The following is a 22,064-nucleotide window of genomic DNA, read 5'->3' as shown; positions in this document are numbered from 1 at the left end:
ATACAGCCCAGGCACAACGTATTACCTTCCCATTACGTTGTTAACCTGCCTGTAAAATATTAGTAAACCTGAAGAAAAATGATGGTTTTAATTCACCTTTGCAGGCGATGACGGGTAAAGCGGTGTCGTCAGGCCTGATGCGACAGGAACCGGCCTGGATAATCGGCGCGAATGGGCTGTTGCGTCGCATAGCGGCCAACCAGCCTGTAGCGGTTCAGCGCAATGGCGTCGTAAAAAAGGTTACTGAGGCGTTTCGGCAACCAGCGCAGCACGCTCATAATGCGCCACGGCAGCGGCAACTGCTGAAAAACGCGAAAAATAGCCTGCGCCCGAAGCCAGTGCTGTTCATCCCGAATGTAGACGATCGTGCTGATATTGTCGTCAGGCAGGCCGGCCCATCTCAGTAGTGCTTTGCCCTCCTCACTCTGGACGGAAGCAAAACGGACCTGCCGCGCCAGCCGGTGGCGCAACAGGAAACGCACCCATCCTGTACAAAGTTTGCATACACCATCATAAAGCACGACGCTCTCGCCCGTTTGCAGATAAGGGGGCTGTGGCATGGGGCGGCTCCTCTGTTTCATCCTCAACAGACGCAGTATAGTCCTTCTTTCCCGTATGCTGAGCCAGCCACTGACAAACCGCCGCTTCATCGATGGCCCTGGCATTAACCCGCAGCAGCGGCCCCAGTGCCATGGGTTGTGCTTCTTCCGCCAGACGACGCAGTTCCGGAAGATACTCCACGCCGGGGTGACCCGGCATGCGTTGCGCCAGGCGAGCCTGGTAACGCGCCACCGCCTCATCGGGTGAGATCTGCATCCAGATCTCCAGCACCTCATCCACGCCCGCTCGCTGCAAACCCTGCTCCAGCACGCTTTTCGACTGAAACCCAAACCAGGCATCAATCAGAAAAACCGTGTTCACCGGTGACTGGCCCACAATATTCCAGATCGCCTGGTAAGCCGCACAGCCGAGCTGTCGGTTACGCTGACGATCGACCGGGGCGAAGCTGGACATGAAGGGCTCCTTAATGCTGTCCAGCGTTAATACCGGTAAGGTGAAACGCCCGGACAGCATCCGGGTCAGCGTACTTTTGCCCGAGGCGGGAATTCCGTTGACCAGTACTACTCGCTTACTTTCCGCCTGTCTGGTCATAAGATCTCCATGACGTCCGCCATGCTACTGGCCTGGCGTAGTTTGACCAGCGTCGCGTCATCGTCAAGCAGCGAGACAATCGCGCGAATGCCCTCTTCAATGTGGGCATTACTGTCACGGGCACCGAACATGATGACGATATCGGCCTTTTCACTGCCCCCAAACGAGATCGGTTCTGCCAGCACAATCAGACTAAAACAGTCGCGAATAACGCCCGTTTCCGGGCGGGCATGAGGAATGGCGATACCTTCTTCAAACACATAATAGGCACCGTGCGTGAGCGTGTTATCAATGACAGCCTGAGGATACGAGGCCCGAATATAGCCGCCCGCCACCAGCGGTTTGGCCGCCATGGCGATCACCTGTTGCCAGTCGCTGGCCGCAACCCCGACCTGAATGGCACTGGCTTCCTGTAATAACTGTTTAATGGTCATTACTGCTCCTTAAACTGATTTTCGCACCAGATTGCGTAATTCATCAATTTTCACAAACAGAGGATCGATGTGATCCCGGTAACGACGGCTTTTTGCATAGAGTGATAATGCCCGGTTATATTCCAGCATTAATTGTTTTTGCGTGTCGGTATCGGCGGTATTACTGGCCAGCTTCGCTTCCAGCTGCCTTATTTTCTCGCTGACGGATTCTGCCAGGCGATCCTGTTCGGCCGCATCCTGCGGTTGATTTTCCACTTTCTTTTTCATGAATCCAAACATAGCGACTCCTGCCCCGAAAAGCGCGCGGGCACTTCAGGTTTATTTACGTCGGGATAAATGGGGTTAGCGGAATAACTGCATTTTTTCCACTAATACATTGGTTACCGCATTATTAGCGGGCACCAGGAAATTACGCACGCTGTCGTTTACTTTGCCTTTTTCGAACGTGGTTTTGCACTGCGCCACCCACTGGACATTCATCTCGGTGCCCACGTTCACTTTGTCGATACCGCTGCTGACAGCCAGGCGCATATCTTCATCACTCACGCCCGTTCCGCCGTGCAGGACCAGCGGCGTCGCGGTGGCGTCGGTGATTGCGGCCAGGCGCTGGTGCTGAATATGGGCTTTCCCGGTATACAGGCCGTGCACGGTGCCGATGGAAATCGCCAGCATGTCGACGCCCGTTTCGTGCACAAAGCGCTTGGCATCCTCTACAGGGGTAAACGCAATTTCATCCATCTCCACGCATTTACCATCTTCCGATCCGCCGATTGCGCCCAGCTCAGCTTCCACGGAGACATTTAGCGGGCGCGCCATATCAATAACCCGTCGGGTATTAGCAATATTTTCCTCAAGCGGTAAATGTGAGCCATCGTACATGACCGAACTGAATCCGGCGTTAATCGCTGTCTGAATCGCCTCTAAATCAGAACAGTGATCCAGATGCAGACAGGTTGGAATATTTTTACTTTTCGCTAAAGATTTAACGGCATCGACCAGTAATTCGTGTCCGAGATATTTTGCCGTACCGGTAGATATCTGAATCATTAACGGGCTGTGGGTTTGTTCTGCCGCCTTAAAAAAGGCGGGCAGCATTTCCAGACAATGTAAATTAAACGAGCCCACTGCTTTAAAATCACGTTCTTTGGCAATCTTGAGCAGGTCAGTAAAATTATAAAGTTTCATGCACGTTTTCCTCACGGGATGAAGTGGATTTTCCGTTAACAAACCAGGCGATAGCGGTAACAAAGGCGACGAATACGGCGACGAACAACCAGTTATTCTGGAAAGCATGTCCCAAAACCAGGCCGGTACTGATGACGTCGGAATCGCTGAAGGTCACGCCGGTAAAGCCATAACTTTCCAGCATCGGCACCAGAATGGCCGGCAGGAAGGTAATGAATAAGCCGTGCACGAAGCCCCCGATCATCGCTCCGCGCCGGCCCCCCAACGCATTACCAAACACGCCTGCCGTGCCGCCTGCAAAGAAGTTGGTGAGCAGACCCGGCAGAATCATTGCCAGACCAAACATCGGGAACACCAGCATGCCGACCACGGAGCCGAGCGTGGTCGCCAGGAAACCGACAATGACTGCGTTAGGCGCATAAGGAAACATGACCGGGCAGTCAAGTGCAGGCTTCGCATCCGGCACCAGCCGCATGGCAATGCCACGGAATGCCGGAACCAGTTCATTCAGCAGCAGTCGCACACCGCTGTAGAGGACAAACACGCCCGCGACAAACTGAATGGACTGCATAAAGGCATACATCAGGTAGTTGGTGCCGCTGCTGTACTGCGCAATAAAGGCGGGACCGGCTGCCAGCGCAGGGATCAGGTACATTGGCACCATCACCACCGCCATTGACAGGTAGGTGTCCTGTAAAAATTTGAAGTTGTCCGGTAACTTCAGATCCTCCGTCGAACGTGACCCTTTACCGACCACCTTCGCCACGGCCGCCGTCAGCAGATAGCCGATGGTACAGAAGTGGCCCAGGGCAACATCGTCCGAATCGGTAATACGCCGTACCACCGGCTGGGCCAGCGCGGGCATCACGACAGCCATAACGCCACCAAAAATCCCGCCGGTCAGAATCAGCGGTAAGCCGGTTAAGCCTGCTTTATAGCCGATGACCGCACCAATCGTGGCCATCCATAACAACGCCTGTCCGGTCAGGAAGATGTATTTAAACGGCGTCAGGCGGGCAATGATGATATTGACGATAAAGATCACCAGCAGCGTCATGGCCACTTCGGAGCCCAGTTCACGGTTGGCCAGCCCGGCGATGGCAGCCACATCGGTGATGTAGCCCTGCATGCCAAAGCCGTGGGTGAAGATACTGTTCAGGAAGGTCAGTGCGCCGACAATAATATTGATGCCCGCCATCATAATTAAGAAGCCGAGCAGGGTTTTAAATGTCCCTTCTACCACTTTTCCCGCAGATTTCTTTTGCAGCACCAGCCCAATCAGCGCAATAAAAGCGATAAGAATGGATGCCTGTCCCAGTAAATCTTTAACCAGAAAATTGATTACACTATTCATGATTAGCAACCTTCATATTACGTTCTTTTAAGAAAGCCACGATCTTTTGCTCAATTTCGGCTTTATCGGTAAGTTTATTTAATATAATGACCCGTTTAATCTGTTCTGGTGTGGCGTCAGCATTTAAAACATCCGCAAACGCTTTTTGCGTCAGAATCATGTCGGATTTAAATGCATTAGCTTCTGAAATTGTGGTGTGATCGATATCGGCTTCAATTTCCAGTTTTTTTAAAACGGCTTTCGCACTCATTTCGATGGCGAAACTTGAACCCAGACCACAACCACAAACACATAAAATTTTCAGCATGTTTTCTCCTCACACTATTTGCAGTTGTTTAGCGAGTTTATAATGGTGCCCTTCTGTATCGACCAGGCGTTTCTTCATGCTTATTAAGTCAATCGGAATAGGCTTATTGCTGCCGTTAATAATGACGGCTTTATTGCGCATTCCGGATTGAATACAACGAACCACTTCACTTGCCATAATGGTACCCTGATAAATTTCTTCACAGGTGGGATCGCCATTACGCAGTCCATAACCGACAATCGTTTTGCGAATGCGCACACCGATCAACGGTTCAAGTTGCTTAATTAAGGTATCGATTGCGCCCTGAAAGCCCGGTGAATATTCACGTGTATAGCCCTCAGAGCACAGGATAATGACGCTGTTCTGTTCACTGAGGCGCTGAGTGATGCGCCCGGCCAGCGTCGCCGTCGGAATCTGACACTCGGGGATTAACGCAAAATCCGCATTCGATTTTATTGCCGATTGCAGCGTCAGTTCACCGCAGTAACCGCCGAGCAACTCGACCATAAATACCCGGCCGGTTAATGCGCGGCCCGTATTCCGCAGTTTTGCCACCTCTTTAAGTACCTGCTCACAGGCAGTTGAAAAGCCCACGGTGTAATCACTGCCGAAGACATCGTTATCAATCGTCATACCGATGCCAAAACAGTTCACACCGAATTCGCTCAGCGTATGTAAAAATTGCAGTGAGCCATCTCCGCCGGCCATAATTAATACATCAATACGCAATGCCTTAAGCTGTCGGGTGATGGTTTCGTATTCGCTGCGAATTAATTTTCGCGTGGTCCTTCCCGACTGCATAACCGGAATCGAGGTAACAGAGAAATCCACTAAATCGCGTTGCGCAATTTCCTGACAGACATTATCGAGAAGTCCCGGAATACCGCCATTAAATAACAGCATTTCCGCCTGCGTCATTCTCGCAATCTGAAAAATAAAATTATTTATGCCGGTAACATCGCCGCCGCTGATTACCATCCCGATTCTCATTCTCCATTCCTCTCTGGCTCAATGCGTCTGCGGGCTATTGTTTCGGGATACAAGCCTTATATTTGCAAGTGAGATCACAAAAACGAGAGTATTTTGCCGGGTGGATAGATTGACAGCGGGGTTAAAACAGGTGTTTATGTGAATTAAATCACAATTAATAAGCGCGCCCGGTCTGTGAGCTTCGGTTGATAAAACAACGGGTTAAATATCATCAGGCGAAGAGAAACCGTTATTTCTGGCGCGTGTCCGGATAACAAAAAAACCGCGATGCAGATTTGTGATTTTCGCCTCACTTTTCACTGTGATGCTGACGGGTTATTTTGGCGGTCAGCATAGATACCGGTTATTTCGGCAGCGAAAAAGGATTCATCTTGTCCGGTTAACCGTTCACCGGGTTTTCTTACACGCGCGGCACGATGATGAACGTTTGCGCAAAGCGAGCTGTGCTGTACCGGTGACGTTGGGTGAAGCGGGCATAAAAAAACCCGGCAACGGATGTGCCGGGCTGGAAAACATGCTGAAAGCGTTATTTTGCGTACGCTTCGGTGGAGATGGTCAGTTTGACATCGTCGCTGACCGCAGGCACGTATTTATCCAGTTTGAAGTCAGAACGCTTGATGGTGCCGGTCGCATCAAAACCAATCGCCTGCTTTTTCACCATCGGATGCTCACCCTGCTTGTTCAGCGTGGCGTGCAGCGTAACCGGTTTGGTGATGCCTTTCAGCGTCAGATTACCTTCTACGTCAAATTTGTTATCGCCTTTAGCAATGACTTTGGTGCTGCGGAAGGTCGCGCTCGGGTATTTGGCGACGTCAAAATAGTCGGCGCCTTTAAATTCTTTCGTCAGTGCAGGCACATGGCTGTCAATTTTGGTGACAGGCAAGGTCACGTCAACACGCGACTGCTCGGGTTTGCTGCTGTCGAACACCAGTGACCCCGTGGCATCCGGAATATCGGCGGTAGGATGCGAGAAGCCGAAGTGTTCCCAGCTCATAACGACCGACGTATGCTGTGGATCCAGCTGGTAGTGCATTGTCTCAGCCTGAGAAACCGGTATATACAGCGCGGCAACTGCGATCAGTGGCAGTGTAAAACGTTTAACATCTTTCACTTTTCATTCCTTTTTTTATGGCGTCACATTGAGTCTGGTGCAAAGCGGCAGGAATAAAAAGTGAAGAGATTTGGCGTAAACAATCAAAATCATTCAACAATATCGACGAGTAATTATTCTACTGCTTATCGTCTGTACGTAAGATGCGCCACGCTGATTTCTGGCTGCATAACTGGTGATGCAGCTGCGTTAACTGCTGAGTGCTGAGGGCAGCAATATCCTGTGACGTCAGTGTGGGCAGTCCGTTAGCCTGACGCAGCGCCTCGACGGTGGGTTCTTCCTGCGCTGCGGCTAACTGTGTTTTCACCCCGTCGAGATCGGCCGCGTCTGTCACGGACGTCATCTGCTGCAGGAAATCGTCGCAATACTGAATCAGCGTTGTGGCAGACAGGGTCGGTGACTGAAGCGCAAAAAGAATACCGTCGATATCCACACAACGCTGGTAACGGCAGCTGACGACATAACCGATGGGGTGTTCAACACGGTAGCGCTGATAAAATCGCGGCGCGTATAGCAGCGCCAGCGCGCGCAGGGCGGCCAGCTGTTGAGGATCGGCCAGTGGTATGAACAGCAGAATGGCGCTGTCGTCCGAGGGGTGCGGTATCCTGCTTTCGCCGCTCACCCATGCCCGCGCGGGTAATGTAGCAGAATTGACCTTCAGCACGCTGAGCTGTTGCGCAAGTTGTTGATGTCGACGGGCATTACCGCCCAGAAGGATGGCCCGCCAGCGCTGCGGCTGCACGGACGACGCCAGGCAGTAAGGCAATTGCCGTAGCAGTTCGCGTATTGCAATACCGGGAATGGCAGAGCTGGCCTCTTCCGTTGTCGGCATCAGGCAGGATAACAGTTGCGCCAGCGCCGCGCTGAGCAACGCCTCGTCGGCGGGTAAGTCCAGCGTCAGTTGCCAGACGCCCTGCCTTTCACACCATTCCCCACCGCCGCCAAAGTGACGCAGTACTGCAAACACCGGCCGCAAGGCGCTTTCGCAGGCCTGACCTGCCGCCAGCGTGCTGTACAGTTCGGGACGAAGTATCAGCGTGCCGGAGGTTTCATCCGGGTGAATGTGTGGCAACGTCACCGCGGTGGTGGGCAGCCTGGCGGGCGGGAAAGGATTAGGGCCGGGATAATAAAACCACTCAACAGGGGGAACACTGACGTCGGGCACCTGCCAGCGCGCCAGGGTGAGCGCATAACCCTGTACGCTGCGTGATTCGCCAGCCACGTCAGCGGCACAAACCAGGGTGGTTGCTGGCACGCCGGCCAGCGTCTGTAATAAGGGCGAGAGTTCGGGGCAGTCGCCCGTGGCGGCAAACCCTAAAGCCCGCGCCTGAAGCTGCATTAAGGGCGACAATGCAGCCAGCCGCCGCTGCGCCAGGTGCCAGTAGTGTTGCCGCTGCGTCGCTGTGGTATGACTCAAGGCGGCGAAAAATGACATCAGCAATGCCTGTACCACGGCGGGTTGCTCACCCGTCACTGTCATCATCAACCACTGCGTTTTTGCGGACTGATACAGCCATTTTATCTGTAGCTGACTGGCGAGCCCGCGCGCGTACAAGGCGGCCAGCAAGCCGCCGGGGGCTTCATCCAGCAAAAACTCGCGCAACAGCGTGACACTGTCACTTAACGCCGTTGGTAACAGCCAGCTCAGCGTCACTTCGGACGGGCCGTCCTGCTGCAACATCAGCCTCCTGTCGGCCGATAATTCAACGTCTGGTGCCGGAAGACTGCCCGCATCCCGAAGGGCAAAAGGAGCAGCAAAAATCTCAGCCAGCGTTGCCAGTTCGTCCAGCGGCTGCGGCCCCTGAAGCCACAGCGTCATCGTGCCGGCGTGATAAAAACGCTGATGAAACGCCCGCAGCGCGGCCTGCAACTCAGTGACGTTGTCACCAAAAACCGCCCTGTTGCCGGTCTGAAAGCGCTGGAAACTGGCCGGTGCGATGACCGTTGAGAATATAGCCGCCTCTGCTCTGGCCGCAGCGTGATGCTGCAGCAGCCGATGCTCGGCATCAATCACAGCAATTTCCTGAGTAATGGCCTCTGGCGTTAACCGCGGCGCGCTCAGCATATCCTGCAGGCGCAGCAGGCCATCAACCAGACTGTCCGGGGCGACTTCAAAAAAAAAGGCGCTCTGGCGCGCCAGGGTGGTGGCATTCACCTGTCCGCCCTGCGCCTGCACCCAGCTCATCAGCCGCCCTTCGTCGGGCCAGCGCTGGCCACCGCTGAACAGCATATGCTCAAGCAGATGCGCCAGGCCGGGCCAGTTATCAGGTTCATCGTGACTGCCCGCCGCCACCTTCACCAGCGCCGCCGCCTGCGTTGCGTCCGGCTGGTGGACGAGCGTCACGCGGAGTCCGTTCAGGGTCAGGCTGCGTGTGTGCATTACAGATTCCGCGTTTTATAGATCAACTGAGAATTGGTGCGGTTGCGGAACTGTAGCTGACCGATTTTGATATCACTGCAGTCTGCCTGACGGCGCGCCTCAAGGATTGTGCCGTGATGCGGTGACTTACTGCAGACCGGATCGGTATTATCGGCATCGCCGGTCAGCATAAAGGCCTGGCAGCGGCAGCCACCAAAGTCTTTCTCTTTTTCATCACAGGAGCGGCAAGGTTCCGGCATCCAGTCGAACCCCCGGTAGCGGTTAAAACCAAACGAGTGATACCAGATGTCTTCCAGCGACTGCTCCAGGACCGAGGGAAAGGCCACCGGCAACTGTCGCGCGCTGTGGCACGGCAGCGCCGTGCCTTCTGGCGTGACGCTCAGGAAAATCGCGCCCCAACCGCCCATGCACGGCTTTGGTCGTTCTTCATAGTAATCTGGCGTAACGAACAGCAGATTGGTGAGACTGCCCCGCTCGTTCATCTGCGTGCGGTAGCGGTTAACGACCGCCTCCGCCCCGGCAATCTGCTCACGCGTCGGCAATAACCCTTCGCGGTTCAGCTGTGCCCAACCGTAAAACTGGCAGGTCGCCAGTTCAACATCATCCGCCTCCAGCTCAATGCACAGATCGATAATCTTATCGATCTGGTCGATGTTATGGCGATGCAGTACGAAATTCAGCACCATCGGATAGCCGTGAGCTTTCACTGCGCGCGCCATCTCCAGCTTCTGCTGAAAGGCTTTTTTCGAGCCGGCCAGCGCCGCGTTGAGGGTTTCATCACTGGCCTGAAAACTGATCTGAATATGATCCAGACCGGCCTCGCTGAATGCGTCGAGTTTTTTCTCCGTCAGACCAATGCCGGAGGTGATCAGGTTGGTATAAAACCCTAGATCACGCGCCGCTTTGATGAGTTCGGGGAGATCCTTACGCGTCAGCGGTTCACCGCCCGAAAAGCCCAGCTGCACGCTGCCCATGGCACGGGCCTGGCGAAAGACCTCGATCCACTGTGCGGTGGTAAGCTCGCGCGCCTGCTGGGCAAAATCCAGGGGGTTCGAACAGTACGGACACTGGAGCGGACAGCGATAGGTTAACTCTGCCAGCAGCCAGAGCGGTGGGTTGACGCCGGGTTTAGGTTGGGTCACGGAACTGTATCCACTTCTGTTCATAAGCTGACTGCAGGAATTCTTTCACATCTTCGCCCACGCCGCCCGCGTCCGGGAACTGAGCATCCAGCGTGGCAATAATGGAAGCGATATCCTGTTTGCCGTCCACCAGCGCCAGAATAGCCGCAGCGGTTTCATTTAACTTCGCCATGCCTTCGGGATAAAGCACCACATGGCTGTCCTGTGCCGCTTCCCATTGCATACGGTAGCCACGGCGAAAGGCGACAATTGTGTGTTCGTTCATCATTATACCAGTCGGGTTGTGTGCCAGACGGCCTTATCGGTCACGCTGTGATAAGGCGGGCGGTGAAGTTCGTAAGCCATGGTCATGGCATCCAGCAGCGTCCAGAGAATGTCCAGCTTGAACTGCAGAATCTCCAGCATCCTGTTCTGTTTTTCCGCCGTATTACAGAACTCAAGCGCCAGGGCAAGACCGTGTTCCACGTCGCGGTTAGCCTGACTCAGACGGCTGCGGAAGTAAAAATAGCCTTCTTCTTTAATCCATGGATAGTGCTGAGGCCAGCTGTCGAGCCGTGACTGATGAATCTGTGGCGCAAACAACTCCGTCAGCGAACTGCAGGCCGCCTCCTGCCAGTTAGCGCGGCGGGCAAAGTTGACATAGGCATCTACCGCAAAACGCACGCCCGGCAGGACATGCTGTTCAGAAAGCAATGCCTCACGCGTCAGCCCGACCGCCTCGCCCAGCCGCAGCCAGGCCTCAATGCCGCCATCAGCGCCCTGACTGCCATCGTGATCCAGAATACGTTGTACCCATTTACGCCGGGTAGCCGGGTCCGGGCAGTTGGCCATGATGGCCGCATCCTTCAACGGGATACTGGTTTGATAATAGAAGCGGTTCGCCACCCAGCCCTGAATCTGCTCGCGTGTGGCCTGGCCATTGTGCATCGCGATGTGATAAGGGTGATGGATATGGTAGTACGCGCCTTTATCACGCAGCGCCTGTTCGAAGGCCTGAGGCGACAGGGTTTCCGTAATCAGCATCTTTCGTCCTGCAACTGTATCGCCATTCCGTCCTGACTCACCTCAATGCCCTGTTCAGTCAGGTACTGACGCTGAGGCGACTGTTCGTCAAGAATGGGATTGGTGTTGTTAATATGAATAAGGATTTTGCGTTTTGCGGGCAGACGGGCGAGTAACGCCATCAGCCCCTGCTCTTCGGCCAGCGCCAGATGGCCCATGGCCTTGCCGGTATTTTTACCCACGCCCGCGGAGAGTAATTCATCGTCCTGCCAGACCGTGCCGTCAATCAGCAGGCAGTCCGCCTGTTCGAGCCACGGCAGAATCACCGCATCCGGCTCGCCCAGTCCGGGCGCATACAGCAGTTTCTGGCCGTTTGCGCGGTTTTCAATAAACAGCGCCACGTTATGGCCCGGTAACGGCCGATCGCGATAAGGCGAGTACGGTGGTGCGTTACTGAGGATTGGAATCGCAGTGAACTGAAGATCCGGACAGACGTCCACGCTAAACGGCGCTAACGGGCGAATGGGACGATGCTGTAAGCCGCCGTTCCAGTGTTTCAGCATGGTGAACACCGGGAAACCCGTGGTGAGATCGTCATAGACTTCCGGCGTGCACCATACCTGATGCGGACAACCTTCACGCAGACTGAGCAGACCGGTAGTATGGTCGATCTGGCTGTCAGTCAGGATAATGCCGCCGATCGCCGTACCGCGCAGCACACCTTTTTTGATGAGTTCTGGCGTGTGCAAAATCTGCTGACTGATATCGGGGGAGGCATTGCACAGCACCCAGTCCTCGCCATTATCGCTGACAATAATAGAGGACTGCGTACGCGGCGTCGCCTGAACGGTGCCGTTACGGACACCCTGACAGTTGGGACAGTTGCAGTTCCATTGCGGGAATCCGCCGCCTGCCGCCGAACCAAGGACTTTAATAAACATGAAAGGGACCAGGTGTTGAAACAAAATGCCCGCACAAGCGGCGGGCAAAGGATTAACGGTTGGAAATGTACAGTGTTACTTCCAGACCGAGGCGCAGATCAACAAATGTTGGTTTTTTCCACATAATTTTCTTCCTTATAAATAAACAGACAAAGAACGTACTGCAAGACAGCATCGTAACAGGGATTAAAATGCGAACCTTGTCACGCTATTTTCTCGCAGACCCTGGGGTGAAATCAACGAAAAGCCCGTAAGAAAACGTGTTAACGGATGCCGGTAAGATGTAAAACCCGCAGCCAGTTTCCCCACGTCAATTTCTCCAGCACGCTTTCATCATAGCCTTTGTCGCGAAAAACAGCGAGCAACCGGGGCAACCCACTGACATCGCCGAGCGCATCGGGCACCGAAATGCCGTCAAAGTCTGACCCGAAGGCCACATGATCGCTGCCCATTATGTTAATAAGGTGATCGCAATGTTTGACGATTTCTGTCAAATCGGTGTCGCTGTCACGTTTTCCGTCAGCACGCAGAAAAGCGTTGCCAAAGTTAATCCCGACCACACCGCCGCTGTCGCGAATCGCCCGAAGCTGATCATCCGTCAGGTTACGGGGTTGCGGACAGAGAGCATGCGCATTGGAATGACTGGCGACCAGTGGGGAAAGGCCGAGCCGCGCGGTATCCCAGAATGCCTTCTCGTTCATATGGGACACATCAATCATCATATTCAGCGCGGCCGCCTGCCTGATAAGCGCTTCCCCTTCTGCCGTCAGGCCGGGACCGGTGTCGGGTGATCCCGGAAAGCTGCCGCTAACCCCTTCGCCGAAGCGGTTTTTCAGATTCCAGAAAGGCCCAATCGAGCGCACCCCGGCATGATAAAACGCCGTCAACGCCTCGCCGTCGGGATCCAGCGCATCCGCGCCTTCGATATGGGCGACTAACGCCAAAACGCCCTCAGCGCGACAGGCGTCGATTTCTGCCGCGCTGCGGCACAGTTTTACCCGCCCCTCCGCATGCGCCACGATACGCTGCAGCAGGTCAAGCTGCTGCCACATTATCGTCAGGGGATCATAAGGTTCTTCTGCAGCACGCGTGGACGCGACCTGCGCCAGGTAATCCTTCGGCAGAACAAAAATCGCGCACAGCCCACCTGCGAATCCGCCCTGCTGGATGCGAGGGTAATCCAGATGGCCCTCAGGCACGCCGGCAAAGAACGCCTCAGCAGGCGCATCACGATGGTGCAGCCACAAATTCAGTAACAGATCGTTGTGCCCGTCGAAAATCTGCATAGAAAACCCCCTCAAGAACATCGGGTTATGCTAACGCTGTCGCCCCGCTTCGGCAAATGGCAGCGCACGCCGTGCCACAGCCCATGAATCACGGTTGTCACTTTTGCGTATCAGGTTGTCAGTTTTGCGCGCGCCGCATGGCTGCGCTTTCGCCACACTGAGCTGACACCGAAAAGGAGAACGCAATGTTAACGAATCCCGCCGAGAAATACCGCCCTTTCCCCCTGGTTGACCTGCCTGACCGTCAGTGGCCTTCGCGGTCAATCAGCCGTGCGCCGCGCTGGCTGTCTACCGACCTGCGGGATGGCAATCAGGCGCTGGCTGAACCGATGAGTCGCGCGCAAAAGCTGCAGTTCTGGCAATTATTGCTGGACTGCGGGGCCAAAGAAATCGAAGTCGCCTTCCCGTCAGCCTCGCAAACCGACTTTGACTTCGTACGGGATTTGATTGAACAGCAGCGCATTCCTGAAGACGTGACGGTGCAGGTTTTAACCCCCGCGCGCCACGATCTGATTGAGACGACCTTCTGCGCCCTGAAAGGCGCACCGCGCGCCATTATCCATTTGTACAATGCCACCGCACCGCTGTTCCGGGAACGTGTATTTAACCAGAGTAAAGCGCAGATTGTGGCGCTGGCTACCGACAGCGCGCGGGAAATCCGGGCCGCCTGCGAGGCCGCACCCGAGACACTGTGGACCTTTGAATACTCGCCGGAAACCTTCTGCTTTACCGAGCCAGCGTTTGCCCTCGACATTTGTGAAGCGGTGGCCGCCGTCTGGGAACCCGGGCCTGAACGCCCCATGATCATCAACTTACCCGCCACGGTTGAAGTTAACACGCCCAATGTGTATGCCGATCAGATTGAATTTTTCTGTCGTCACTTTAGTCGTCGACAGGCAGTGTGCATTAGCGTTCATCCGCATAACGATCGCGGCACGGGCGTTGCCTGCGCGGAACTGGCGCTGTTAGCCGGTGCGGACCGCATTGAAGGCTGCCTGTTAGGTAACGGAGAGCGCACGGGGAATGTGGATCTGGTGACGCTGGCGTTAAATCTTTATACCCAGGGTGTTGCCCCCGGACTGGATTTCAGTGACATGGCCCGCGTGATTGAGGTCGTCACCGCCTGCAATAAACTGCCCGTCCATCCGCGTCATCCCTATGCCGGCGAACTGGTGTTCACCGCGTTTTCCGGTTCGCATCAGGATGCGATCAAAAAGGGGTTTACCTGGCGCGCACAGCAGCAGGAAACCGTGTGGCAGATGCCCTATTTGCCCCTCGACCCGGCGGATATCGGCAGCAGTTATGAAGCGGTGATTCGGGTTAACAGCCAGTCGGGGAAAAGTGGGGCGGCCTGGCTGCTGGAGCAGAACCACGGTCTGCAACTGCCGCGCGCCCTTCAGCAGGATTTCAGTCGGTGTGTACAACAGGAAACCGATACCCACGGAAAAGAAATGACGCAGCACGCGGTCTGGCAACTGTTCTGTCGTCACTACCAGATTGATCGGCCCACGCTGCGTCTGATGGATGCCCAGAGTGAAAGCGAACAAGGCGAGCAAACGCGCCTGCGGGCCCACGTCCGCCATCACGACCACCTTCTCCTGCTGACAGGCTGCGGTAACGGGCTGTTGTCCGCCGCCGTCAACGCGCTGCGTCACGCCTGCGATCTGACGTTAACGATCGAACATTACCATGAACACACGCTGGGAAAACGCAGCGACAGCCGATCGGTTGCCTATGTCAGCTGTATCAATCTTCAGGGAGAGCGCGCATGGGGCGTCAGCATCGACAGCGATACGTCACGTGCCGCCCTGCAGGCCCTCCTCAACGCGGCAGGTCACTTTCTGCCGCCGGAAAGTAGTCCGTCGGTGCCACACCGAGCACACGACGAAACATCGCACTAAACGCACCGGGGCTCTCATAGCCCAGATCGAGGGCGACCTGTAGAACCGGGTCGCCCTGTGCCAGCCGGGTCAGGGCAATGGCCACGCGCGCACGGCGTACCCACTCGCTGAAATAAAGCCCGGTTTCACGTTCGAAGTGACGGGCCAGCGTCCGGCCAGACACATTAAGCCATTCGCTGGCGCGGGCCAGCGTCCAGTCACCGGCGGGCTCCGCCTGAATCTGCATGCACAATGCCTGTAAACGCGGGCTGTCGGGCACGGGCAAGGCAAAGGGCAGCACATCCATGCCGCGAATTTCATCCAGGATCAGCTCGTAAATCCGTTCCGCCCGGCTGGCGGGCGCATAGGAAATCGGTAAATCCATGGCGCTGACGATCAGCGCCCGCAGCAGGGCCGAAATTTGTACGACCTGGCAACTGGCAGGCAGATCGGCCCTGGCCAGCGGGTCCACAAACAGCACCCGGGCCGCGACCGCGCCGGTAATCTGTAAGCTATGGCGCGTCATGGCTGGCAGCCAGACGCCGCGGCTGGGCGGTACCACCCAACTGCCCTGTTCGGTTTCAACCCGCACCACGCCACTTAAGGTATGAATCAACTGCGCACAACGATGAAAATGCCAGGGCTCCGTTGCCCCGTGCGGATAATCGTGCGCCAGCGGCACCAGCGGACGCGTGCTGAAATCGAAACTGATCGTTGCACTCATTGCGACTTAAGGTACTTATAGATCACCGCTAAATCCTCTTCGCCGTGCCCGGCCTCCACGGCCTGCTGCCAGACGCGGGCGATATTTTCCAGCGCGGGCAGTGTGCTGTCCGACGCCTCAAGCGCCAGCCGGGCATCTTTAAGCGCCCACTGCAGATGCATCTGCGGCGTGTAATCTTCGCTTTCCATCATGGCGAGCTTCATTTTGGCATACGGCGCGGCCAGCGGACCGCCGTCCAGCACCTGCCACAGATCGTGGGTTGAAAAACCAAACTGTTCAGCGAGTCGGTTGCTCTCCGCCAGACTTTGCATCAGGCCGATTAACCAGCTGTTGATCACCAGTTTCATACGCGAACTTTTGCCCGCCTCGCCCAGCCACTGCGTGCCTTTACCTATCGCGGCAAACACCGCTTCAGCAGCCTGGGCACGCGAGCGGTCGCCGCTGGCCAGCACCAGAATCTGGGCGTTTTCCGCAGGCGCTTTGGTGCCGGAAACCGGTGCATCGATAAACACCACATCCGGGCGCGTTTGAGCAAAGAAGGCGATCAGCGCATCGGTATTTTCAACGCCAATGGTCCCCATCTGACACAGCGTGGCGCCCTGCTTCAGAGCCGCGTTCACCTCATGCAGCACCTGCGCTGTCGTTTCGCCATCGGATAACATCGCAATCACGACATCAGCCTCGCTTACCGCTTCAGATGCCGAATCCGCAAGGTTCAGCCCGGCGTCAACCAGGTCTTCGCCCCGTGCGCGCGTGCGGTTCCAGCCGTGAACCTCAAACCCTTTTTTCAGTAAATTCGCTGCAAAGGCGTGCCCCATGGCGCCCAATCCTAAAACCGCTACGTTCATGCTGATTTCCTTGTAGTGAATAGTCAGGCCCGTGTTGCTCATACGGGTTGGCGTAAGATAAAAGGTAGCATCGGTTACCTCGTCCTTCCGTTAACGTCCGCTGTGGCTTCCCAAACCAGTTACTGACAACGCCGCCTGTCGTTCGGCCCGCAACCGGGCCAAACGCGGGAGAGATCTACCCAGGATGCCCGTCTCACGGTTACATCCATCGGCTGAACATTTACGTTTTTCCAGACAACAGACAAAACGATTAACATGAGGGCGACTGTGCCCGTGGGTTCGTTTATCCCCCTATACTGCGACCTGCCGCCAGTCGTCGTGGCGTTCGCCCCGCATCGGGCTGGCGACATCCCCGGGGATAGCCGCTTTCAGGCCAAATACAGAGGGATATTAAGCGATTACGCCGGTAAAGCCTGCCGTTTTTTGTGCTGCCTGCCATCTTTTCTCTGCCGCTGACTGCGACGGCAAGCGGATGCCCGGTATCGTGCGCAACCGGATCGATACCGGCTTAGAATCAGCCCCTGAACAGGGCTTTTATGCGGTCGCGGAATGGCGTTATATGAGCAATATTGCCGCAGATGACAGCAACACAGTGCGTGCACCTTCGTATGCCGTAACGGTGGTAAACAGCGGCTAAAAATGGCTGGTTGATGCATAAACACAGGATCTGGTTGGCCGGGTCGATAATCTGGTTGACTATATGGGCTCAGTCATCGTCAACGAAAGCAATGGCCGTTATTACGAATCGGTACCGGGACGCAACTACAGCGTTGGCCTGACAGTTCCAGTAAACGCAGGCGGCTGCGCAGGTGCTTCGTGACCGCTGACTCGCTCTTTACCTTATTTTTCAGGCATGACGTTGTTACATGCCGGGATAATTTTGCTGGACGCCGCGAATGGATCCCTGCGTTCTCGCGGGGGCCGGTGGTGCTGAGGCTGACAGGACCTTTATTTCGGCCGTGACATGGCTGGAAACCAGACGCGGCATCGCGCGCCTGGCGAGGCGGGACAGTGAACAGGCGCAGCGCTTACGCCACGCGTACCAGACCCAGGTGCTGGCGGTGTATCATGAGCGGACGCTGGCAGGATTGCATACAACTGCGCACGGCTGTATGTGCCCGTTCGACGTGCTGACACCCATGCGTTGATTGCAGCGACGGCGATGCAGCCTGATCTGATTCTGGCGACGCGTCAGCCGAAAGACGTCCAGGGAATGCGCGTGATGCTGCTCATCCCCTGGCAAGTCGCTTAACCCTTACAGGGCGTTAAGTTTTGCATGCACATCGTCACAACTGCCGGTTTCCCCCAGGCGAGGAAAAATGCGTTTAATGCTGTTTTCGTGCGTATCGCTATTTAAATCCGTCATCGCATCGACCGCTAACGTGACGTTGTAACCTAATTCGTAAGCCTGACGTGCCGTCGACTCCACGCCGATACTGGTGGCAATACCGCAGATCACCACCTGCGTAATACCGCGTTTTTGTAGCTGATCATGAAGCGTGGTTTGGTTAAACGCGCCCCAGGAGTGCTTAGTGACGGTGATATCGTTATGTTGCGGTGTCATCGCCGGTACCAGTGTGGCCCAGTTTGCCGGTAATTCGCCCTGATGCCGGGGGGATTCGGTTCGGCCCGGTGCGCCGCCCGCGACATTCACAATCACGACAGGCAGGTCTTTTTCACGAAAGGCGGCCGCCAGGGCTGCGCAGCGTTCAATAACCGGCTGTGGCTCATGCACAACCGGCAGCGCAACAATCCCCTCTTGCAGATCGATAACAATCAGAGCGGTTTTCGCATCAAGTGTGGTTAAAGCCATGGTGAGTCCTCTGGAAACAGTATAAGAAGTATGGCGCAGGCTGATGCCGCTACGCACCGCCGGTTCGCCGCCAGTGCCCGAACAGGCGCGCCATACAGGGGGAGGCAATTATAGCGTGCCGGGCAGCGCTGAACAGGCGCGGGTCGTTTCAATTTGTAAGTCAGGCTGATTAATGGGCAAACCCGATCCGGTGCTCAGCGTCGCTCGACATAGTGAATCAGGCTGTGAAAACGCAGGCGCGTATCCAGCGGATTGCGATAACTGTGGGCCACGTCCGCGCGGAACTGAAAGGCCTCGTCCCGCTTCAGCCGCCGCCAGGTATCAGCAATGCCCAGCAACAGCTCGCCTTCCAGCACCACCACCTGCTCGATCACGCCTTTTTCATGCGCGGCAGAATCACTCTGCGCGCCCGGTGCCAGCTCAACGGCAAGCAAATCAAAGCGTAGCCGATCGTCATAAGGTAACAGCGGCGTCACCGCCATCTGCGCATTGTGCTGGCGATAACGGGCCACTTCCCCTTCCGCGATGGGCAACTGATGAACAAAAAACGAGAACGGGACATTAAAGCCGGTGGCGATTTTCCACAGGGTGGCAATCGTCGGGCTGGACTCGCCGCGTTCAATCTGCCCCAGCATCGCCTTACTGACGCCTGTTTTCTCGGCGGTTAACGTAAGGCTCCAGCCATTGGCTTGCCTCAGTTGTTTCAGCGCCTCGCCAAGATAGTGATGCAAATTTTCCATATTGTCTCCTGCATAAGCGCATCAGTGTAGCACTTGTGCGTTATAGCGCACTATGCGACGATGTGCGCTATAACGCACAAGAGGAAGAGACCATGTCACTGCGCCATCCGCCGTTTCCCGTTACCCTGCCTATGGTGGTGTCAGGCTTTGTCGCCGTGCTGGTCGGCTACAGCAGCACAGGTGCGATTATTTATCAGGCCGCCCAGGCGGCTGGCGCGCCGCCTGCGCTGATCGCAGGCTGGTTCTCCGTCATTGGCATCGCAATGGGAATCGCCTCAACGGGGCTTTCCCTGGCTTACCGCATGCCGGTGCTGGCCGCCTGGTCCACGCCGGGGGCGGCCTTGCTGGCCACCAGCCTGCCGGGCACGTCTCTCAATGAGGCTGTGGGCGTATTTGTTTTTGCCAATGTCCTGATTGTGTTATGCGGGGTCACGGGCCTGTTTGCCCGCCTGATGAATCACATCCCGGCGTCGCTGGCGGCTGCTATGCTGGCGGGCATTTTACTGCGCTTTGGCTTGCAGACGTTTAGCGACTTCGCCGTGAACTTTCCCCTCGCCGCCACGATGTGTATGAGCTGGTTACTGGCGCGCCGCTGGTTTGCCCGTTATGCCATTCTGATTACGCTTCTGGTCGGTGTTACCCTGGCGGTAGCCCAGAACAGTCTTCATTTTCCGGCACAGGCTGCCCATTTCAGCCTTCCTGCGCCTGTCTGGCCGTCGTTTTCGCTGCACACGCTTATCGGTATTGGTCTACCCTATTTTTTAGTCACCATGGCGTCACAAAATGCGCCCGGCATCGCCACCCTTCAGGCACACGGCTATCGTCCGTCGGTGTCCGGGCTCATGAGCTGGACCGGATTACTGGCGTTGGTTCTGTCGCCGTTCGGCGGATTTTCGGTGTGTGTGGCGGCCATTACGGCAGCGATTTGTATGGGCGAAGAGGTCGATCCCGATCCCCGTCGTCGCTGGATTGCCGCGGCAGTGGCCGGCGGATGTTATCTGTTGGCTGGCGTGTCCGGTGCGCTGATTGCGGTGCTGTTCAGCGCACTGCCGGCTGTAATGGTGCACGTAGTGGCAGGCCTGGCGCTGGTGACGACCCTGGGCGGCAGTCTGCAACGGGCACTGGCAGAGCCTGCTGACCGCGACAGCGCGCTGTTGGCTTTTTTAATCACGGCGTCGGGCGTGACGCTTTTAGGGATCGGGTCGGCGTTTTGGGGATTAGTGGGTGGCGTTATCGCGCATCTGTTATTAAAACGTAAAACAGCGTAACATCATCTGGGCATTGGTTATTTTCCCGGCAGCGGGCGAAAAAACCACGCATTTGACCTCTTTTTCTGCGGTTTGATTTGCCATTGCCCCACGTAAAATCACCGTAATTGACGATAACACGCGATCTTCTGCCTCAGACAACGACCGATAAGGGCCTAACAGGTGGCAAAAACTTTTCTGCGCAGCGGCAATCTGGATGCGGTTCTGGCTTTAGGTGAGAACGGCCAGCCGGTATTTACTTCCGCCCTGCAAATCCGTGAGACCCTGCGTTTGCGCCGCCAAAGCGCACTGGCAGACTGCCTGGCGATTCCGCAAACCAATGAACGTGGCGACCGGCTTGACTGGTACGCCCCTTTTTCCGGCAAAGTCAAATCCTGGATGGCCGCGAGCGATTATGAACGCCGTCAGGCGTTGCAACATCTCACCGCCTGCCAGCAGGATCTGCAAGCCATTAGCGCCCGCGCCCGCGAGGCTGCCAATCCGGCGATGCGCCTGTTTGGCGCGCTACTCGGCAAGAGCCTGCAATTCCCCAATCAGCAATATGTTTATCTGGTGAACGGTAAACCTGTCATCACCTTTTGGGGATTTGTGGATGCGCAGGAGCGCAACCGTGATGATGCACTCGCCTGCCTGCGTGAAAGCCTGGAGGAGTCGCTGCCTGCTTCGCTGGTCGAACTGCCACCCGAGCCTGTTGTGCCGCCTGCGCCCGAACCGGTGGTGGTGCCCGAAACCGCCGCGGTGGTACCGCCGGTCGCAGAGGTGCCCGCGCCTGAGCCGGAACCTGTACCAGAGCCTGTGCCCGCTCAGGCCGCGCGTCGTCCGGCTTTCCGTCTGTGGTATCTGATTCCGACGCTGGCCGTTGCCGCAGCGGCCGCGACGGCGGTTATCCTGCATATGCCGCAATCGGAGCCCGTCACGCCGTCCGCCCCGGTCGCCCAAAATACCGCCCCTGTTGCCGCTATCAGGCCGGCAGCCATGGTGCCGGCTGAAAAACTGGCTGACACTTTGCCGCAGAAACCGGCCGCCGTGGTAGCGGGTGCGCAAACCGCCGCCAGCGCTGCGCCTGTGCCTGCAGCGGCACCGTCTGCGACGCTTTCCAACGTGGTTGCGCCTGCGGTGCCCGCGAAACCCGACGATCTGGTGGTGACACCGGATGCCGTCCGTGATGGTCAGGTTCAGGTGATTGACGGACGCTGGCGCGTGGAGATCGAAAACATCAAAACGCCGACCGGTAAACCCCCTGTCATGCACTTCCAGTTTAACAATGGCAAGGGCAGCGTACAGATCAACCAGGGGAACACCACCTGTAAGGCCGATGTCACGGCGGCGATGACCAGCGCGGGTAACATGGTGATAGAAAGCCGCTTTACCGCCCGGTGCGCGGACAAATCGCGTTACCGTATGCCGATGTTAGTGTGTCATTCCAGCATTGGCGCCGCCGCCTGCGAAGCGCAATACACCGGGGATCGTGTGTATCCCATTACGATTAAGCGTGAGAGTAAGTAAC

24 protein-coding genes and 1 pseudogene are annotated in these 22,064 nt (G+C 56.3%); 5 read left to right on the top strand and 20 right to left on the bottom strand.

Annotated features, from left to right (window positions below; translation table 11 throughout):
• Positions 1–128: 128 nt before the first annotated feature.
• The 16 genes from RAC65_RS01535 to RAC65_RS01460 all read right to left on the bottom strand — a co-directional run bounded on the left by RAC65_RS01535 (position 129) and on the right by RAC65_RS01460 (position 13,284).
• Entirely contained in the window at positions 129–560 is a 432-nt protein-coding gene (locus tag RAC65_RS01535; protein WP_375096278.1) for a thiol-disulfide oxidoreductase DCC family protein, read from the bottom strand.
• Positions 511–1,152, bottom strand: a complete 642-nt coding sequence (locus tag RAC65_RS01530) for a glucokinase (protein WP_367143053.1) — start codon at positions 1,150–1,152, stop codon at positions 511–513. The genes RAC65_RS01535 and RAC65_RS01530 overlap by 50 nt, the downstream gene beginning before the upstream one ends.
• Complete coding sequence (locus tag RAC65_RS01525) at positions 1,149–1,586, bottom strand: PTS sugar transporter subunit IIA (RefSeq protein ID WP_054687760.1); 438 nt, start codon at positions 1,584–1,586, stop codon at positions 1,149–1,151. Before RAC65_RS01525 ends, RAC65_RS01530 begins: the two co-directional genes overlap by 4 nt.
• A gap of 9 nt (positions 1,587–1,595) precedes the next feature.
• A complete protein-coding gene (locus RAC65_RS01520; protein WP_039340416.1) occupies positions 1,596–1,865 on the bottom strand; it encodes a hypothetical protein in 270 nt (89 codons plus the stop codon).
• Positions 1,866–1,928: 63 nt separating this feature from the next.
• Positions 1,929–2,771, bottom strand: a complete 843-nt coding sequence (locus RAC65_RS01515; protein WP_054687761.1) for a class II fructose-bisphosphate aldolase — start codon at positions 2,769–2,771, stop codon at positions 1,929–1,931.
• Positions 2,758–4,125, bottom strand: coding sequence for a PTS sugar transporter subunit IIC (locus RAC65_RS01510; RefSeq protein WP_033741366.1), 1,368 nt, complete (start codon positions 4,123–4,125; stop codon positions 2,758–2,760). Before RAC65_RS01510 ends, RAC65_RS01515 begins: the two co-directional genes overlap by 14 nt.
• Positions 4,118–4,432 (bottom strand): PTS sugar transporter subunit IIB, encoded by a 315-nt coding sequence (locus tag RAC65_RS01505; RefSeq protein WP_033741363.1) that lies wholly within the window; start codon positions 4,430–4,432, stop codon positions 4,118–4,120. Before RAC65_RS01505 ends, RAC65_RS01510 begins: the two co-directional genes overlap by 8 nt.
• 9 nt (positions 4,433–4,441) lie before the next feature.
• Positions 4,442–5,422, bottom strand: coding sequence for a 6-phosphofructokinase (locus RAC65_RS01500; RefSeq protein ID WP_054687763.1), 981 nt, complete (start codon positions 5,420–5,422; stop codon positions 4,442–4,444).
• Positions 5,423–5,948: 526 nt separating this feature from the next.
• Entirely contained in the window at positions 5,949–6,533 is a 585-nt protein-coding gene (locus tag RAC65_RS01495) for a YceI family protein (protein WP_039340419.1), read from the bottom strand.
• 118 nt (positions 6,534–6,651) lie between these two features.
• Entirely contained in the window at positions 6,652–8,913 is a 2,262-nt protein-coding gene (gene pqqF / locus RAC65_RS01490; protein WP_375096277.1) for a pyrroloquinoline quinone biosynthesis protein PqqF, read from the bottom strand.
• Positions 8,913–10,055, bottom strand: coding sequence for a pyrroloquinoline quinone biosynthesis protein PqqE (gene pqqE, locus RAC65_RS01485; RefSeq protein WP_375096276.1), 1,143 nt, complete (start codon positions 10,053–10,055; stop codon positions 8,913–8,915). The genes pqqF and pqqE overlap by 1 nt, the downstream gene beginning before the upstream one ends.
• The gene (gene pqqD, locus RAC65_RS01480; protein WP_110267531.1) at positions 10,042–10,320 is read right to left on the bottom strand and encodes a pyrroloquinoline quinone biosynthesis peptide chaperone PqqD; all 279 of its coding nucleotides are present in this window, start codon (positions 10,318–10,320) and stop codon (positions 10,042–10,044) included. Before pqqD ends, pqqE begins: the two co-directional genes overlap by 14 nt.
• 2 nt (positions 10,321–10,322) lie before the next feature.
• A complete protein-coding gene (gene pqqC / locus RAC65_RS01475) occupies positions 10,323–11,078 on the bottom strand; it encodes a pyrroloquinoline-quinone synthase PqqC (RefSeq protein WP_033741349.1) in 756 nt (251 codons plus the stop codon).
• Positions 11,072–11,998, bottom strand: a complete 927-nt coding sequence (gene pqqB, locus RAC65_RS01470) for a pyrroloquinoline quinone biosynthesis protein PqqB (protein ID WP_033741347.1) — start codon at positions 11,996–11,998, stop codon at positions 11,072–11,074. The genes pqqC and pqqB overlap by 7 nt, the downstream gene beginning before the upstream one ends.
• A gap of 52 nt (positions 11,999–12,050) precedes the next feature.
• Positions 12,051–12,122, bottom strand: a complete 72-nt coding sequence (gene pqqA / locus RAC65_RS01465) for a pyrroloquinoline quinone precursor peptide PqqA (RefSeq protein ID WP_009090272.1) — start codon at positions 12,120–12,122, stop codon at positions 12,051–12,053.
• 139 nt (positions 12,123–12,261) lie between these two features.
• Complete coding sequence (locus tag RAC65_RS01460) at positions 12,262–13,284, bottom strand: dipeptidase (protein WP_033741345.1); 1,023 nt, start codon at positions 13,282–13,284, stop codon at positions 12,262–12,264.
• 185 nt (positions 13,285–13,469) lie between these two features.
• On the opposite strand from RAC65_RS01460, the gene leuA reads away from it, so the two are divergent.
• Complete coding sequence (gene leuA, locus RAC65_RS01455) at positions 13,470–15,185, top strand: 2-isopropylmalate synthase (protein WP_375096275.1); 1,716 nt, start codon at positions 13,470–13,472, stop codon at positions 15,183–15,185.
• Here leuA and RAC65_RS01450 read toward each other — a convergent pair.
• Positions 15,106–15,888: a helix-turn-helix transcriptional regulator gene (locus RAC65_RS01450; protein WP_375096274.1), complete on the bottom strand. Its 783-nt coding sequence runs from the start codon at positions 15,886–15,888 to the stop codon at positions 15,106–15,108. The two genes, leuA and RAC65_RS01450, sit on opposite strands and share 80 nt — an antisense overlap.
• The gene (locus RAC65_RS01445) at positions 15,885–16,736 is read right to left on the bottom strand and encodes an NAD(P)-dependent oxidoreductase (RefSeq protein ID WP_039340431.1); all 852 of its coding nucleotides are present in this window, start codon (positions 16,734–16,736) and stop codon (positions 15,885–15,887) included. Before RAC65_RS01445 ends, RAC65_RS01450 begins: the two co-directional genes overlap by 4 nt.
• Positions 16,737–17,193: 457 nt before the next feature.
• Between RAC65_RS01445 and RAC65_RS01440 the strand changes: the two are divergent.
• Together RAC65_RS01440 and RAC65_RS01435 are read left to right on the top strand one after the other, a co-directional pair.
• A pseudogene (locus RAC65_RS01440) lies at positions 17,194–17,556 on the top strand (TonB-dependent siderophore receptor); the annotation flags it as partial.
• A 76-nt stretch (positions 17,557–17,632) separates the two neighbouring features.
• On the top strand, positions 17,633–17,884 hold the full coding sequence (locus tag RAC65_RS01435) for a hypothetical protein (protein WP_375096273.1): 252 nt from the start codon (positions 17,633–17,635) through the stop codon (positions 17,882–17,884).
• 107 nt (positions 17,885–17,991) lie between these two features.
• On the opposite strand, the gene RAC65_RS01430 is transcribed toward RAC65_RS01435, so the two are convergent.
• Positions 17,992–18,549 (bottom strand): isochorismatase family protein, encoded by a 558-nt coding sequence (locus RAC65_RS01430; RefSeq protein ID WP_054633825.1) that lies wholly within the window; start codon positions 18,547–18,549, stop codon positions 17,992–17,994.
• A 194-nt stretch (positions 18,550–18,743) separates the two neighbouring features.
• Positions 18,744–19,289 (bottom strand): helix-turn-helix domain-containing protein, encoded by a 546-nt coding sequence (locus RAC65_RS01425; RefSeq protein WP_033741332.1) that lies wholly within the window; start codon positions 19,287–19,289, stop codon positions 18,744–18,746.
• 92 nt (positions 19,290–19,381) lie between these two features.
• On the opposite strand from RAC65_RS01425, the gene RAC65_RS01420 reads away from it, so the two are divergent.
• Together RAC65_RS01420 and RAC65_RS01415 are read left to right on the top strand one after the other, a co-directional pair.
• The gene (locus tag RAC65_RS01420) at positions 19,382–20,557 is read left to right on the top strand and encodes a benzoate/H(+) symporter BenE family transporter (protein WP_133745212.1); all 1,176 of its coding nucleotides are present in this window, start codon (positions 19,382–19,384) and stop codon (positions 20,555–20,557) included.
• 162 nt (positions 20,558–20,719) lie between these two features.
• Positions 20,720–22,063: an SrfA family protein gene (locus tag RAC65_RS01415; protein ID WP_162285677.1), complete on the top strand. Its 1,344-nt coding sequence runs from the start codon at positions 20,720–20,722 to the stop codon at positions 22,061–22,063.
• Position 22,064 lies beyond the last annotated feature (1 nt).

The sequence above is a fragment of the Pantoea sp. BS_8 genome, from assembly GCF_041954965.1.
GTDB classification, from domain to species: Bacteria; Pseudomonadota; Gammaproteobacteria; order Enterobacterales; family Enterobacteriaceae; genus Pantoea; species Pantoea stewartii.
The sequence above is the reverse complement of the archived record's forward strand: the minus strand, read 5'-3'. Positions and strand labels throughout refer to the sequence as shown.

Bases quoted from the DNA above. Each gene is read 5' to 3' on its own strand.
- RAC65_RS01450 (WP_375096274.1), bottom strand. From the start codon at position 15,888: ATGAGTGCAACGATCAGTTTCGATTTCAGCACGCGTCCGCTGGTGCCG.
- RAC65_RS01435 (WP_375096273.1), top strand. From the start codon at position 17,633: ATGGATCCCTGCGTTCTCGCGGGGGCCGGTGGTGCTGAGGCTGACAGG.
- pqqB (WP_033741347.1), bottom strand. From the start codon at position 11,998: ATGTTTATTAAAGTCCTTGGTTCGGCGGCAGGCGGCGGATTCCCGCAA.
- RAC65_RS01535 (WP_375096278.1), bottom strand. From the start codon at position 560: ATGCCACAGCCCCCTTATCTGCAAACGGGCGAGAGCGTCGTGCTTTAT.
- leuA (WP_375096275.1), top strand. From the start codon at position 13,470: ATGTTAACGAATCCCGCCGAGAAATACCGCCCTTTCCCCCTGGTTGAC.
- RAC65_RS01445 (WP_039340431.1), bottom strand. From the start codon at position 16,736: ATGAACGTAGCGGTTTTAGGATTGGGCGCCATGGGGCACGCCTTTGCA.
- RAC65_RS01530 (WP_367143053.1), bottom strand. From the start codon at position 1,152: ATGACCAGACAGGCGGAAAGTAAGCGAGTAGTACTGGTCAACGGAATT.
- RAC65_RS01500 (WP_054687763.1), bottom strand. From the start codon at position 5,422: ATGAGAATCGGGATGGTAATCAGCGGCGGCGATGTTACCGGCATAAAT.
- RAC65_RS01420 (WP_133745212.1), top strand. From the start codon at position 19,382: ATGTCACTGCGCCATCCGCCGTTTCCCGTTACCCTGCCTATGGTGGTG.
- RAC65_RS01525 (WP_054687760.1), bottom strand. From the start codon at position 1,586: ATGACCATTAAACAGTTATTACAGGAAGCCAGTGCCATTCAGGTCGGG.
- RAC65_RS01425 (WP_033741332.1), bottom strand. From the start codon at position 19,289: ATGGAAAATTTGCATCACTATCTTGGCGAGGCGCTGAAACAACTGAGG.
- RAC65_RS01505 (WP_033741363.1), bottom strand. From the start codon at position 4,432: ATGCTGAAAATTTTATGTGTTTGTGGTTGTGGTCTGGGTTCAAGTTTC.
- RAC65_RS01430 (WP_054633825.1), bottom strand. From the start codon at position 18,549: ATGGCTTTAACCACACTTGATGCGAAAACCGCTCTGATTGTTATCGAT.
- RAC65_RS01515 (WP_054687761.1), bottom strand. From the start codon at position 2,771: ATGAAACTTTATAATTTTACTGACCTGCTCAAGATTGCCAAAGAACGT.
- RAC65_RS01460 (WP_033741345.1), bottom strand. From the start codon at position 13,284: ATGCAGATTTTCGACGGGCACAACGATCTGTTACTGAATTTGTGGCTG.
- RAC65_RS01510 (WP_033741366.1), bottom strand. From the start codon at position 4,125: ATGAATAGTGTAATCAATTTTCTGGTTAAAGATTTACTGGGACAGGCA.
- pqqC (WP_033741349.1), bottom strand. From the start codon at position 11,078: ATGCTGATTACGGAAACCCTGTCGCCTCAGGCCTTCGAACAGGCGCTG.
- pqqD (WP_110267531.1), bottom strand. From the start codon at position 10,320: ATGAACGAACACACAATTGTCGCCTTTCGCCGTGGCTACCGTATGCAA.
- pqqF (WP_375096277.1), bottom strand. From the start codon at position 8,913: ATGCACACACGCAGCCTGACCCTGAACGGACTCCGCGTGACGCTCGTC.
- RAC65_RS01520 (WP_039340416.1), bottom strand. From the start codon at position 1,865: ATGTTTGGATTCATGAAAAAGAAAGTGGAAAATCAACCGCAGGATGCG.